This is a genomic window from Ruegeria sp. AL2, assembly GCF_056540845.1.
On sequence record NZ_JBQFXM010000010.1, the window covers coordinates 116,980 to 130,462 of the forward strand.

Here is a 13,483-nt window from a genome sequence, read left to right on the forward strand (position 1 = left end):
TTCTAACTTAAGAACAAAGTAAGAACATTATGATGCTTGAAAATGCCCAAACGCCGAATACTTTCGCTATGGTTCCCTCGCCTGGGGGCTGAACGGCTGATCCGCGCTGCGCGGGGGCTGCATACCGGACCTTTGGCCATCGTGGCCGAGCAGTCGAACATGCAGGTTATTACCTCAGTGAATGCCGATGCGCAGGCTGTCGGGCTACGTGTAGGCCAGCCAGTGCGGGATGCTCATGCCATGTGTGCCAACCTGATCACGCGCCACCGTAACGCCCCGGCCGAAGCCGCGTTCCTGGCCGCGTTGCGTCGCTGGGCGGGAAAGTTCAGCCCATGGGTGGCCGAAGAGGCCTCGGACGGGCTGATCGTCGATCTGTCAGGTTGCGCCCATCTGTTTGGCGGAGAGGAGGCGTTGCTGAACGTTCTTGAAACCGACTGCGCGGATATGGGCCTCAGCGTACAGATGGGCATCGCCGACACGCTGGGCGCAGCCTGGGCTTTGGCGCGCTATGCGGGGCAAGCGGCCACATCCGACCGCAATGGCGACGCCATCAGTCAGGAGGCCCGTGCCACCCGCGCCCGGGCGGGCAAACGGCGGCACTGGACCAAAGGCGGCACCGCGCCGCAAGTGAGGGCCTTGGGCGGAGGCGCGCGGATCGCACCGCCGGGGCAATCTTATGGCGCACTCAGCCCCCTGCCCATCGCCGCGCTGCGGTTGGACGATCAGGTTGTCGTGCAGCTGAACCGTCTGGGCCTGCGCCGCATCGGCGATCTGCTGGGCCAACCCCGCGCCAGCCTTGCGCGGAGGTTTGGGCGCGGGCTGGTTCTGCGGTTGGATCAGGCCATGGGTAGCGCGCCCGAGCCTGTCTCACCCGCCCGCCCGCCGCATCACTTCGCGGTGCGGATGACCCTGCCCAACCCGATTGGTCTGGTTGAGGATGTCATGGCTGCGGTTGATCGGGTTCTGCCAACGCTTTGCACCAAGCTGGAAGAAAAGGGGCGCGGTGCCCGCACCCTGCGGCTGGAGGCTCACCGTGCCGATCAGGCGGCTGAGGTTATCGAGGTCGGTTTGGCCCGCCCAACTTACGATAAACATCGCATTCGCCCTTTGTTAGAGATGAAAATCGACAAGATCGACGCGGGCTACGGCATCGACATGCTGCGGCTTGAGGCGGTGCAGACGGAACCCATCCACGCCCGTACAGTGGCCGGCCATGCCGAAGCCCGCCGTGTGGCCCGCAACCGGCTGGCGGGCAATACCGCCGTGGATGACCTGATCGGCAAGCTGGGCGCGCGGGTGGGGCTTGAGGCAATCACCCGGCGCCATCCGGCGGCCTCGCACATCCCTGAGAAAACGGCGCAAACGCTGGCGGCGGCATGGTCGGAACCTGCCCGCGACTGGCCTGTGCCGCCACGCCCGCGCCCCCTGCTGATGTGGCAGCCTGAGCCGGTAATGGCCCCGGAAACCCCCGACGTGCCCAGCGCCTTTCGCTGGCGCGGACGTAACTGGCAGCTGGTGCAGGCCACCGGCCCGGAACGGATCGCACCGGAATGGTGGCTGGATGACCCGAACTGGCGCAGCGGCGTGCGGGACTACTGGGTTGTGGTGACACAGCAGGGCGAGCGTTTGTGGCTGTTTTACGGCCATGGCGGAACCATGTCTGCAGGCTGGTTCTGTCACGGGCAGTTTGGTTAGGGTCTATTCCCCTCAGTAAATCTACAGATCCGGCGAGCGGCATTGCCGTTTGTAAACAGCCAATCCCGTCCAGACCTTGCCATCAGAAAAAAATGAACTCGTCCACCGGTATCTGCACCAACCTTCTGGTTGCGCCCGCCATGTTTACACTTGGCCCGTCCGGCGTTGCAGCGTCCTGACGGCCTCCGTCTTCAATTTTCAAACGGGCGCGCTCAATCTCGCCCCACAAGAAAAAAAGACCGTCCCGTTTGCCTACAAGACCGGCAGGTATCGTGGTCCGCAAAACACGAGTTTTTGCCTGTGACATCTGCTCTCTTACTGCCTCCGGTGTTTTCCACCTTTTGCAGAAAATCTACCGGTTATTTCGGGAAAAGCCAATTTTTTATGGGCAGAACCCGATTTTCAACCCCCCGTTGACAGGCGTGCTCGCAGCTCTCGCTGAAGAGTGTTGTCTTGACTGAGTATTTGCAGACACCGCCGATTGCCACTCCTTCGGTTGACGGCAGGTTTCCCCGCCTTGTCGACAGTGGTCCCTGCTTTGATAACCTCTCGGCTATGGAACGCCCCGGATCATGCAGCCGACTGCTCTGACACGATCTCTCCAAACCGCGTAAAAAACTTTGCCGACAACTTCTTGGCGGTTCCCGCAATCAACCGACTGCCGAGCTGAGCAATCTTGCCACCAACATCAACCTTCGCCGTGTATTTCAGCACGGTTTCGTCCCCTTCTTCGGTCAACGATACGTCTGCGCCGCCCTTAGCAAATCCAGCCGCCCCGCCCTTGCCTTCACCCATCAAGGAAAACCCATTTGGTGCATTGGCCGTGTCCAATGTGACCTCACCTGCAAAGCGCGCTTTGACCGGGCCTATTTTCAGAACAACTTTCGCCTCAAGCTCGGTTGGTGATTTCTGCGTCAGTTCCTCACATCCCGGGATGCATTCCATCAATATGTCGGGATCGTTAAGCGCGCGGTAAACGACGTCCCGTGGCGCTGCGATACGGATTTCATCAGTCAGTTCCATTCAGGTCTTTCCTTTGTTCAACAACATCTTCGGAATACGCACGTTGCAACCTTGGCTATCCTTTGTTCCAGCCACGCAGGCCACATGCGGTAAAGGCGTTCAAGCAAGCTTTTCATCATGCGACACCTTTGCTGCCTTTTCACCGTTCCGCCACATCACGATCTCGGCCAAAATCGACAGGGCGATCTCATGCGGGTCTATGGCATATATGTCCAAGCCCGCCGGAGATTTCAGGCGCGCAACCTTCAAAGGGTCCAATCCCTGGGCGATAAGCTTTGCAGTCAGCGCAGCTGCCTTGCGCCGACTGGCCACCATCGACACGCGTGCCGCATCGGTTTCCAATGCCGCCTTCAAAGCGGACGCATCGCTGCGCCCCTGCGCAGCCACCACGACATAGTCCCGCGGCTCCACGCCCAGCGCATCGACCTGTTCCAAGGCGAACCGCACATGGTTTCCAGCAATATCAAGCCCATCCTCGACAACCGTACGAAACCCCGCCAAAGATCCATGCGCCGCCAGAGCTTTGGCAATTAACCCCTCGCCGAAAATCACCAGCCGGGGCGCGTGTTGATAGGGCTCGACCAATAGATCAACGGTACCGCCGGACGGGCACCCACTTTTGAATGTTTGTACACCATCGGGATCCGTCATGTTCACCACCTTTTCCGAAGGTTTGACACGGATTATCTGCGGCATTCCGGACGCCCAAGCCTGTTGCGCCGCTGCCCGGACCGCGCGTTGCACACAAGCCCCACCAAGATGCCCCAGAATTTCACCCGCCTGGGTAACCGCCGCCTTCCCCCCAGCTTTGGCCGAGGTCGCATCCGCCGTGCGCAAAACCGTCGCCACACAAAAGGCCTCTCCGGTTCCGCGCAGCTGATCGATGGTGTCAAAAATGTCGAAATTCGCCAAGGTCAGACTCCTTTCACAGCTTTTGGAACTGCAGCTCAAGCGCCGCCAATGCATCCAGCGTATTGGCCGGTAAATGCGCATCCAGATAGGGTTCAGCCGCCTGCATCGCTGCCGCAATTGGTTGATAGCCCTTCCAGCCCTTCAAGGGGTTCAGCCAGACGATACGGCGTGCCTTGCGCCTGATACGCGCAAGCATATCCCCCAGAGCCTGCGGATCAGAACTGCAATATCCGTCCGACAGGATCAGAACGACAGTACGCCCGTTCAGTGCCCGCGCGCCGTATCCCGACAGAAATCGCTCAAGACTGCCGGAAATATCGGTGCCGCCGCCGAAGCCTTCGGCCATCAGCGACAACCGACCCGCGGCCCGGAGAGTATCATGGTCGCGTAACGCATCTGTAACCCGCATCAATCGCGTGTGAAACAAATACGCATCTGCTTTGATCCCGCTGCCGATCAACCCTTTCAGGAAAGCCAGAAACACACGTGAGTACACGGTCATCGAGCCGCTCACGTCGCACAATGCCACAATCTGCATCGGGCGCGGCGGCCGCGCTCGGCGATACAGGTCCAGCGGCTCACCGCCTCGCGCCAGACTGGCGCGCTGTATTCGGCGCATGTCCAGAACAGCCCCGCGCAACGCCCGTTTCCGGCGGCGCGATCGCCTGTCCCGAAAAGCCCGCGCCAAGGCCAGCGCGGCTGTTTCAGCCTGCTTTAGGGCCTCGTCGTCCATTAACTCTCGCAAATCCCGGCGTGACAGGTTGGCCGTTCGCGTGGCGATCAACTTGCCGTCCACCCCTTCGGCTTCCCCTTCACCGCAGTCAGGCATAGTGGCCTCTTGTGCCGACCCGGATCGTGGTTCGTCTTCAGCTTGAGTTCTGGTCTGCCAGATCATTGGCTTGGCGGACTGCACCCGCACATGCTTGTTTTTCGCTTTTCCCGAACGCTGCGCACCAGCGTTGAACCAATAAGCATCGTACAGTTCATCAAACCTGCGCCAATCGTCCGCGTCTCCGGTCAAGACCGCGCACATGGCTTGCCGGGCTTGATTGGCATCCGTTGCATCCACTTCGGATAGGGCGGCAAGCGCGTCCCCCGCATCCAACGCGCCCAATTGCATGCCATTCCTGCGCAGATGCGCTATGAAACCCGACATGCGGTCGGCAAGGCCCAAAGCCCGGGCGGGAAAGCGCGTAACCTGCATCACGCGACCTTTCCGATCAAGCGATCCATCACCTCGGGCGGTGCCGCACTGTAGTCTGCGGCAGTCTTCAGCAAACACACCAGCGTCGCCTGCACGTCTTCGCGGGATTTGGCCAGATCATTGACACCCAACCCGGACAGGGCCGCTGCCCAATCCAGCATCTCGGCGACGCCCGGTTTCTTCTCAAGGTCTTCCTGACGCAGCGCCTGCACAACCCCAATGATCTGACGCGCCAGAATCCCCTCAATTTCAGGCAGTCGTGCCCGCAGGATCGCCAATTCGGTCTCTCTCGAAGGATAGTCAAGAAAGCTGTACAAACATCTTCTGCGCAGCGCATCCGACAAATCCCGCGTCCCGTTGGCCGTCAGAATGACGACAGGCCGAACTTGTGCCTGCACAGTTCCCAGCTCGGGTATCGTGATCTGAAAGTCTGACAGGATTTCCAGAAGGTAGGCTTCAAACTCCTCATCCGCCCGATCAATCTCATCAATCAACAGAACCGGAGGTTTTGTTTCCGAGATAGCCTCTAACAAAGGCCTTTTCAGCAAATATTCATCCGAAAACAGCTGCGCCTCCGCGACGCCACCCTGCGCTTCGCTCGCCCGGATCGCCAATAGCTGTCTTTGATAATTCCATTCATAGATGGCATGGCTGGCATCCAGACCTTCGTAGCACTGCAGACGTATCAATCGCGTATCGCGCCAGGTTGCCACCGCTTTCGCAACTTCGGTTTTCCCCACACCCGCCGGCCCCTCCAGCAACAACGGGCGCCCAAGTTGTTGCGCGAGATGCAACGCCATGGCCAACCGATCATCGGCAACATAGCCCTGCGCGACCAACCCGTTCTGCACATCTTTCAAGGTCAAAACCAGGATCCTATCTTCATCTGGCCCCAAATATCCCGGGGGAGGTTCGGAGGGGGCAGAGCCCCCTCCGTCGGTCGGACCGGCAACAGCCGGTCCGATCCCATTCACCCATGCATCCCCAGACCATTGGCAATCTTCCAAATCCGCCAGTGGTCGTGCGGCATATGGCTCTGCACCAGTCCAAAGGGTCGGAACGCGTCATGCACTGCGTTCGAGAACGCGGGCACACCGCCGACATTTGGGCTTTCCCCCACACCCTTTGCGCCAATCGGATGGTGCGGGGACGGGGTCACCGTATGGTCGGTGGTATAGTTCGGCGTCTCCCACGCGGTTGGCAGGAAGAAATCCATCAGCGTACCGGTTTTCACATTGCCCATGTCATCATAGGCAATCTCCTGACCCATCGCGATGGCCAACGCCTCGGTCACACCGCCATGGACCTGACCCTCGATGATCATCGGGTTGATCCGGGTGCCGCAGTCATCCAGCGCATAAAACTGCCGGACTTCCCATTCACCAGTATCCACGTCAATCTCCATGACACAGATATAGGCTCCGAACGGATAAGTCATATTGGGCGGGTCATAGTAACTGACGGCCTCCAGACCCGGTTCCAGCCCCGGAATAGCCTGATTATAGGCGGCGAATGCGATTTCCTTCATGGTCTTGAACCGCTCAGGCGCGCCTTTGACAGCGAAGCGATCCACGTCCCATTCGACATCGTTGTCGTGCACCTCCAGCAGATAGGCCGCGATCATCTGGGCTTTTGCCCGAATTTTGCGGGCCGCCATTGCTGTAGCCGCGCCAGCGACCGGAGTAGACCGGGACCCATAAGTCCCAAGCCCGTAAGGTGCGGTATCCGTGTCACCCTCTTCCAGCGTGATGTCATCGGCGGGCAGGCCGATTTCACTGGCGATGATCTGGGCAAAGGTTGTGGCATGGCCCTGCCCTTGGCTGATCGTTCCAAGCCGCGCAATCGCTGATCCGGTCGGATGAATGCGAATCTCGCAGCTGTCGAACATCCCCAGCCCGAGGATATCGCAGTTCTTCACCGGTCCGGCTCCGACGATTTCCGTGAAATGCGTCAGGCCGATGCCCAGCAGCTTGCGCGTTTTTCCAGCCTTGAAATCCGCGATCCGCTGCGCCTGTTCCGCCCGCAGACCCTCATAGTTCACGGCCTTCAGCGCTTTGTCCCAGGCCGTGTGATAATCGCCCGAGTCATATTCCCAGCCCAGCGCCGACTGATACGGGAACTGATCTTTGCGGATGAAGTTGATCCGGCGCAGCTCGGCCGCGTCCATGTTCAGCTTGATGGCCAGAACCTCGATCATGCGTTCGATGAAATAGGCGGCCTCGGTCACGCGGAAGGAACAGCGATAGGCCACACCGCCCGGCGCCTTGTTGGTATAGACACCATCCACTGCCAGATAGGCAGTCGGGATGTCATAAGACCCGGTGCAGATATTCATGAACCCGGCAGGGAATTTGGTCGGGTCGGCACACGCGTCGAAACCGCCGTGATCCGCCGTGGTGTGACACCACAATCCAGTGATCTTTCCATCCTTGGTGGCGGCAATCTTCCCCTGCATCCAGTAGTCACGGGCAAAAGCAGTGGACATCAGGTTTTCCATCCGGTCCTCGACCCATTTCACCGGTTTGCCGGTAACGATCGAGGCCACCACCGAGCACACATAGCCTGCGTAGGCCCCCACCTTGTTGCCAAACCCACCACCGATATCGGGGCTGATCACGCGAATATTATGCTCGGCCAGCCCCGAAATCAGCGACACTACTGTCCGGATTGCATGGGGGGCCTGGAACGTTCCGTAGAGCGTCAGCTTGCCGGTCACCTTGTCCATCGACGCCACGCAACCGCAGGTCTCAAGCGGGCACGGATGAGTGCGGTGGTAATAGATCATCTCTTCGGCGACCACGTCTGCCTCGGCCAGCACAGCTTCGGTCGCGTCCTTGTCGCCCTGTTCCCACGTGAAGATGTGGTTGTGATGCTTACGCGGCCCATGTGCGCCTTCGGTCTGACCTTCCAGATCTTCGCGGAGCACCACGTCCGACTTCAACGATTCGAACGGGTCCGTGATAACTGGAAGCTCTTCGTATTCGACCTCGACCAGTTCAACGGCATCCGCCGCGACATAGCGGTCTTCGGCCACGACATAGGCAACTTCCTGGCCCTGGAACAGCACCTTGCCATCGGCAAGCACCATCTGCTTGTCACCGGCCAGTGTCGGCATCCAATGCAAACCCAAAGGCGACAGGTCTTCGGCGGTCAAAACGGCGATCACGCCGGGCAGTGCCAAGGCCGCCTCTTTGTTCACGCTGACGACGCGGGCATGGGCGTAAGGAGATCGCACAAAATCACCAAACAGCATCCCGTCCAGCTTGATGTCATCGACGTAATTACCCTTGCCCTGGGTGAAACGCACGTCCTCGACGCGCTTTCGGGCGCAGCCCATACCTTTGAGGTTGGCAGCGCGTTCTTCGGGGGTCAGAGTCTGGTCGTTCATTCCGCGGCCTCCTTCTGTGCATGGAGCAAGTCAGCCGAAGCCGAGATCGCCTTGACGATATTCTGGTATCCTGTGCAGCGGCACAGGTTTCCGGCCATACCGAAACGGATTTCCTCCTCGGTCGGGTTCGGATTCTCCTGCAACAGACGATGCGCCCGGGTGATCATGCCCGGCGTGCAGAACCCACATTGCAGCCCGTGATGTTCGCGAAACATTTCCTGCAACACTCCAAGGCTGCCATCATCATTGGTCAGGCCTTCAACGGTTGTGATCTCAGCACCGTTTACTTGCGCTACAAAGGCGGTGCAGGATTTGACTGACTTGCCGTCGATATCCACGGTGCAGGCGCCGCAGTGGCTGGTTTCACACCCGATATGCGGGCCGGTGATTTTCAGGTCTTCCCGCAGGAAGTGGATCAGCAGCGTGCGTGGCTCGGTCAGACCTTCTACCTGCTTGCCGTTTACGGTCAGTTTGACATGCATTTTAGACATTGGTTCCCTCCCCCTCAGCCCGCGCGGCTTTGCGCATGGTCGATGGCGCGGCGCAGCACCACGGCGGCCACGTGTTTCTTGAATTCGACGGGGCCGCGGTTGTCAGCGACCGGATCGATCGCGTCTAGCATTGCGGCAACGCACCCTTCGACATCGCCACCGGCCAGCGCCGTGCTGGCCTCATCCGACCAGATGGGCGTGTCGGCCAGATTGGTCATCGCAACCGAGGCATGACCGTTGCCAACCATCACAGCCGCGGCGGCGGTCGCATAATCCCCTATCTTGCGCTTTTGCTTTTGATAGGCCTGCCCCACGCCCGTACCCGGTACAGGGATCGAAATCCGGGTCAGGATTTCTTCATCTTCGCGGGCGGTAAAATACGCGGCCTCATAAAAATCACGCGCGGCAACTGTCCGCTTCCCGTCCGGGCCGGACAACTCGAACGAGGCGTTCAAGCACTGCATCAGCCCCGGCATGTCATTGCCCGGGTCACCATTGGCCACATTGCCACCGACAGTACCCATGTACCGCACTTGCGGATCCGCAATCTGAAGAGCCGCCTCGCGGATCAGCGGAATGGCACCGGCCAGATCCCCATGGGTGATCAGCTCGTGCTGCGTGATCATCGCACCCAAAGTAACGGTGTCAGGCCCGACCTCAATCCCCTTAAGCTCTTCGATGGCCTGAAGATCGACCAGATGACCCATCTCGGCCATGCGAAGCTTCATCATCGGGATCAGGCTATGCCCGCCCGCGATCACGCGCGCCTCATCCCCGTATTCTTGTAGAATGCCGATGGCCGAGGCAATGTCGCCTGGCCGGTGATACTCAAAGCCGGCTGGTATCATGTTTTTCCTCCCTGGGTCCGGGCGATATGCCTTGGGGGACCTGAGGTAAGGAAAGAACGGCGGATTTAACTGATCCAGTTAAGGAAAACGGAGCGCGCGGCTTGTTTCACGAAATGCGAAAGAACTGCACGAGTTGCGCCTACAATCCCAGTGCTTCGCGAATATCCGTCAGGCGGGACCGGCTGACCGGCACCTTGCTCAGCGCGTCAACGCCATCGAAATAGCAGGTGCCATTGTCCTTGTGACGTTCAAAGCGCGAGACGTGTTTCGGGTTCACCAGATAGCTACGATGCGCCCGCAGGAAGCCTTCGGGCAAAAGTCGCGTTTCCGCATCCGTGATCGACCAGGGGCAGAACAGTTTCTCTGCATCCATATAGAGAACCGTATAATGCCCCTCGGCCCGAATGGCGGCGATCCGCGCGGGATGCGCAAAAAAAGTCTGGCCTTCGCGCTCATACGGAACACCAGCGCGCATTGGGGCTGGTTCCGACACAGGTCCCGAGGCAGGTGCAGCCACGGGCTTTGGTTCTATAAACGTGATACCGGTCAATAGGAAAGCGCCACAGATCAGGAATACGGATACCGTCACCCCCATTGCCAAAACCTGATTATCCAGCGCTGGACCCGCCCCGCCGAGGCTGTCGCTCGCGACGAAATCAGTCAGGCCCGTGGCAACAAAATGCATTGTGAACACCGCCAGCCCGAAACAAACCGTGCCAAGCAGGATGTTCCGTTGTGTCCGGTTGCCATAAGCCACCCAAATTGCAGCCACCGACAAGATTACTGATGCCAGTGCTGACAGAGCAACATCGAAAATGTCATAGACGGGGCGGCAAAGCTGCATACCAGCCATCCCGACAAAGTGCATCGCGACGATGCCCAGCCCGACAATCACACCAGATCCGATCATCGTCTGAACCGAGCGAGGCCGGAAATGCAGCAGCAGCAACGCCAGCCCGACCATCAGGATCGCGACCAGTGCCGACATCAGAGTGATCAGGGCATCATAGTAAAACAGAATTGGCAGTTGCAGCCCCAGCATCGCCACGAAATGCATCGACCAGATGCCGCCGCCCAGAATGACAGCGGCCAATGCCACCACGAACTTGCGCTGCTGGCTATCCAGCCTTGACGCGCCATGCGTCAGGTACAGACCCGTGAACCCGGCCATGAGCGCCACGGCAAGCGAAGCCACCACCAACCAAGTGTTGTGAGAGTAGTCCAGCATTTGGATTTGAACGCCCTCCCCGACGCGAGGATGACGTTAGCAAACCGAATTGATTGCGACAATTCACAGTTAGCAACAGCAGGGCTCAGACCTGTTTCTGAGCTTCTGCGTCGTCCGCGACCTCTACGGCATCCACTGAGACTTCAACCACATCATCGTCCTCCGCAGGCTCGACTGCTTCGGGTTCTTCGGTCTGGTTTTCAAGTGCGCCGACGATCAGGGGCAACATGTGAACCCCGGTTGCTGTTGCAATCTCGGGTGTCTGTGGTGTCTGCCAGCTGAGCGTATCGAAGCTGTGGCAGTTCTGACAGACAGGTCCCCATTCGGGTTGAATGTCATGACAGTTGTCGCACACCCATTGCGGGCCGCGCGGCGCGTTCAGTGCCTTGGCAAGCCAGCCTTGGACAACAGCGTCGGTGGCACCCTCGCCGCGTTCAATGGCGGCCATCAATGTATAGGCGCGCGCGTCACCCCGTTTTTCCACGACATCACCCAGGGCACGGCGGGCTTCGGGGAAGTCTTCGGCCACAATGTTCAGTTCGGCCAGGATTAGACGGGTTTCCAGATTTTCGGGATGGGTGCGGGTCAGCGCCGTGAAACGCCTGACCCGTTGTTCCGGGGTTTCATCCGGCGCGATCTCGGCAAAGGCATGGGCCAGATCCGGATGTGGGCGAACTTCCCACGCTTTTTTCAGGATCTTGGTCGCTGCCCGGGACTTGCCCTTGGCGATATACGCGCGGGCCGCCATGGCGGCGGCAGGCACCAGGTCGGGCGACAGGCGATTGGCTTCGATCGCGCGCTCTTGTTGCTCGACAGTCGCGCCTTCATCCAGGATTCCCTTGGCTTCGGACAGCGCCAGAACCGCATCGCGACGTTTGAATACGTCGCGCGGCAGATACCCGGCTTTCAACTTGGAAGTCAGCGTCGACCGGGCACCAGCCCAATCCTGCGCCTTGGTCTGCAATTTCAGCAGTACGTCCTGTGTCTCTTCGTGGCGCGGTTTGATGGCCAGCGCCTTTTCGGCCAGCTTGCGGGCGGTTTCATCATCTCCCTCGGCCAGCTTTTGTTTCATGATACCGCGCACACCGACAAACCGGGTCGCACTGTTTGTCACCAGTTTCTTGTAGGTGTCCGAAGCTTTCTTGGTGTCACCCGTCATCTCGGCAGCCTGCGCCACCAGAAGATCCGTCAGTTCCGGCTTGTTCAACAGCTTTTCGGCTTTACTGGCCTTGGTCATGGCAATGCGCCCCTCGCCCGAGGCCAAAGCCATCAACCCATCGGCCAGCGCCTGATAGCCGCGCTGTTCCCGGCTGCGGTCGAAATACCGCGACAGGGCGGTTTCGTCGCCGTTGAGGAATTTGAGCGTCGCAACCAACAGACTAAGCAGTTTGAAGAACAGCCAGACCGCAAATACCAGAACACCCAGCGCAATCACTGACTGAAGCGGCCCAAGGGTGAATTCCGTGCCCGCGACGGTGATCTGCACCCCACCGCTGGTTTGCATCAGGAAGTGACCGCCCAGCGCCAGCAGGCCGATAATCGCAACAAAAACGAGGATCTTAAACAATGACCACAGCATGGCAGGTCCTTCAGTTCGAGTTCAGGCTGGAAGCCAGCGTATTCACGGCGTCAATGGCGGACGCTCGTGTCCCGGCCGCCTGCTCCCAATCGGCCATCGCAGCCTGCGCCACTTCGGGAAGTGATTTCAGTTCATTCAACGCTTTGGTCAGGTCGCCATTCGCAAGCTCAGCCTGCGCGCGCGACAAAACAGCGTCTGGACCATCACCTTGCTGAGGCGTGACGGAACGGGCGCCCGTTTGACGTTGCAGGAAGGCGACCAAACCCGTTCCTTTGTCAGCCTCGCGCGCCTCGGCCAATGCATTTCGCGCGGCAGGTTCGAACGACGCCCGAAGCGCGGTCAGAGTTTCCACGCCTTTTTCCGACGGGCCGGACAGGGCGTCCGGTACATTCACACCGCCTGCCTTCAGTTCAGCAACCAGTTCCGAAAAAGGCTGGCCGGTGTCCAGCTGTCCACGCAGACGCGCCAGAATGGCAGCATTCATTGCAGCTTGTGCATCTGCCGAGGCTTTCGCTTCGAGAGCCTGAGCGTCCGAAACCATTTTTTCGACTTCAGCCCGTTGCGCCGCCAGCGAGTCCTGAAGTTTCTTCAGTTCCGCCTCAAACGCGGCGGTTGCCTCGGGCGAGGCAGTGGAGGCGATCGGGGCTTTTTCCAGCGCAGCGACCCGGTCCGTCAATGGCGCGACCTGACCGGACAGCGCATCAACCGAGGATTTTACCGTGCCGAGGTCGCTCTCAACCGGTGTCAGCTTGTCCGACAACGTTTCGACCTGATCTGCCAGTCCAGACACATCAGGGCTGTTTGCAAGCGCCTGTGACAGCTTGGCGATCTGGTTCGACTGTTCTGTCAGCTTTGCTTCCAGCTCTGCCAGCGCTCCCGAGTTGTCCGGGCCGGTTGGCAACAGCCCTCCATTGCCCAGCGCGAAACCTGCAACGGCGGCCAGCGCCCCACCCAACAGGGCCGGAACGAAACCGCCACGTTTTTCAACTACGCGTTCGACGGTCTTTTCAGTGACCGGGGCTTCGGCTTCGGCTTCGGCTTCGGCTTCGGCTTCGGCTTCGGCTTCGGCTTCGGCTTCGGCTTCGGCTTCGGCTTCGGCTTCGGCTTCGGCTTCG

Annotated in this window: 12 protein-coding genes; 1 reads left to right on the forward strand and 11 read right to left on the reverse strand. The window is 59.6% G+C overall.

Going from position 1 to position 13,483, the window contains the following annotated elements:
- Nucleotides 1–42: 42 nt before the first annotated feature.
- Nucleotides 43–1,695, forward strand: coding sequence for a DUF6504 family protein (locus tag ACR0ID_RS13640; RefSeq protein ID WP_480606175.1), 1,653 nt, complete (start codon nt 43–45; stop codon nt 1,693–1,695).
- An 82-nt stretch (nt 1,696–1,777) separates the two neighbouring features.
- On the opposite strand, the gene ACR0ID_RS13645 is transcribed toward ACR0ID_RS13640, so the two are convergent.
- From ACR0ID_RS13645 to ACR0ID_RS13695, 11 genes are all read right to left on the reverse strand, one after another.
- Nucleotides 1,778–2,002 (reverse strand): hypothetical protein, encoded by a 225-nt coding sequence (locus tag ACR0ID_RS13645; RefSeq protein ID WP_480519534.1) that lies wholly within the window; start codon nt 2,000–2,002, stop codon nt 1,778–1,780.
- Nucleotides 2,003–2,265: 263 nt separating this feature from the next.
- Entirely contained in the window at nt 2,266–2,718 is a 453-nt protein-coding gene (locus tag ACR0ID_RS13650; RefSeq protein ID WP_480474467.1) for an SRPBCC family protein, read from the reverse strand.
- A gap of 99 nt (nt 2,719–2,817) precedes the next feature.
- Nucleotides 2,818–3,630 (reverse strand): XdhC family protein, encoded by an 813-nt coding sequence (locus ACR0ID_RS13655; protein WP_480606178.1) that lies wholly within the window; start codon nt 3,628–3,630, stop codon nt 2,818–2,820.
- Nucleotides 3,631–3,643: 13 nt separating this feature from the next.
- A complete protein-coding gene (locus tag ACR0ID_RS13660) occupies nt 3,644–4,834 on the reverse strand; it encodes a vWA domain-containing protein (protein WP_480606207.1) in 1,191 nt (396 codons plus the stop codon).
- The gene (locus ACR0ID_RS13665; protein ID WP_480519530.1) at nt 4,834–5,700 is read right to left on the reverse strand and encodes an AAA family ATPase; all 867 of its coding nucleotides are present in this window, start codon (nt 5,698–5,700) and stop codon (nt 4,834–4,836) included. Before ACR0ID_RS13665 ends, ACR0ID_RS13660 begins: the two co-directional genes overlap by 1 nt.
- 104 nt (nt 5,701–5,804) lie before the next feature.
- The gene (locus ACR0ID_RS13670; RefSeq protein WP_480606180.1) at nt 5,805–8,222 is read right to left on the reverse strand and encodes an aerobic carbon-monoxide dehydrogenase large subunit; all 2,418 of its coding nucleotides are present in this window, start codon (nt 8,220–8,222) and stop codon (nt 5,805–5,807) included.
- A complete protein-coding gene (locus ACR0ID_RS13675; protein ID WP_480606182.1) occupies nt 8,219–8,713 on the reverse strand; it encodes a (2Fe-2S)-binding protein in 495 nt (164 codons plus the stop codon). Before ACR0ID_RS13675 ends, ACR0ID_RS13670 begins: the two co-directional genes overlap by 4 nt.
- A 14-nt stretch (nt 8,714–8,727) precedes the next feature.
- Nucleotides 8,728–9,561 carry an FAD binding domain-containing protein gene (locus ACR0ID_RS13680; RefSeq protein WP_480606184.1) on the reverse strand — a complete coding sequence of 278 codons (834 nt, stop codon included), beginning with the start codon at nt 9,559–9,561 and terminating at the stop codon, nt 8,728–8,730.
- A gap of 139 nt (nt 9,562–9,700) precedes the next feature.
- Nucleotides 9,701–10,789 (reverse strand): MHYT domain-containing protein, encoded by a 1,089-nt coding sequence (locus tag ACR0ID_RS13685; RefSeq protein ID WP_480606187.1) that lies wholly within the window; start codon nt 10,787–10,789, stop codon nt 9,701–9,703.
- A gap of 85 nt (nt 10,790–10,874) precedes the next feature.
- Entirely contained in the window at nt 10,875–12,368 is a 1,494-nt protein-coding gene (locus tag ACR0ID_RS13690; protein WP_480606190.1) for a heme biosynthesis HemY N-terminal domain-containing protein, read from the reverse strand.
- A 10-nt stretch (nt 12,369–12,378) separates the two neighbouring features.
- A partial coding sequence (locus tag ACR0ID_RS13695) for a COG4223 family protein (protein WP_480606193.1) occupies nt 12,379–13,483 on the reverse strand: 1,105 nt, incomplete at its 5' end.

Bases quoted from the DNA above. Each gene is read 5' to 3' on its own strand.
- ACR0ID_RS13640 (WP_480606175.1), top strand. From the start codon at position 43: ATGCCCAAACGCCGAATACTTTCGCTATGGTTCCCTCGCCTGGGGGCT.
- ACR0ID_RS13660 (WP_480606207.1), bottom strand. From the start codon at position 4,834: ATGCAGGTTACGCGCTTTCCCGCCCGGGCTTTGGGCCTTGCCGACCGC.
- ACR0ID_RS13670 (WP_480606180.1), bottom strand. From the start codon at position 8,222: ATGAACGACCAGACTCTGACCCCCGAAGAACGCGCTGCCAACCTCAAA.
- ACR0ID_RS13650 (WP_480474467.1), bottom strand. From the start codon at position 2,718: ATGGAACTGACTGATGAAATCCGTATCGCAGCGCCACGGGACGTCGTT.
- ACR0ID_RS13680 (WP_480606184.1), bottom strand. From the start codon at position 9,561: ATGATACCAGCCGGCTTTGAGTATCACCGGCCAGGCGACATTGCCTCG.
- ACR0ID_RS13675 (WP_480606182.1), bottom strand. From the start codon at position 8,713: ATGTCTAAAATGCATGTCAAACTGACCGTAAACGGCAAGCAGGTAGAA.
- ACR0ID_RS13685 (WP_480606187.1), bottom strand. From the start codon at position 10,789: ATGCTGGACTACTCTCACAACACTTGGTTGGTGGTGGCTTCGCTTGCC.
- ACR0ID_RS13645 (WP_480519534.1), bottom strand. From the start codon at position 2,002: ATGTCACAGGCAAAAACTCGTGTTTTGCGGACCACGATACCTGCCGGT.
- ACR0ID_RS13690 (WP_480606190.1), bottom strand. From the start codon at position 12,368: ATGCTGTGGTCATTGTTTAAGATCCTCGTTTTTGTTGCGATTATCGGC.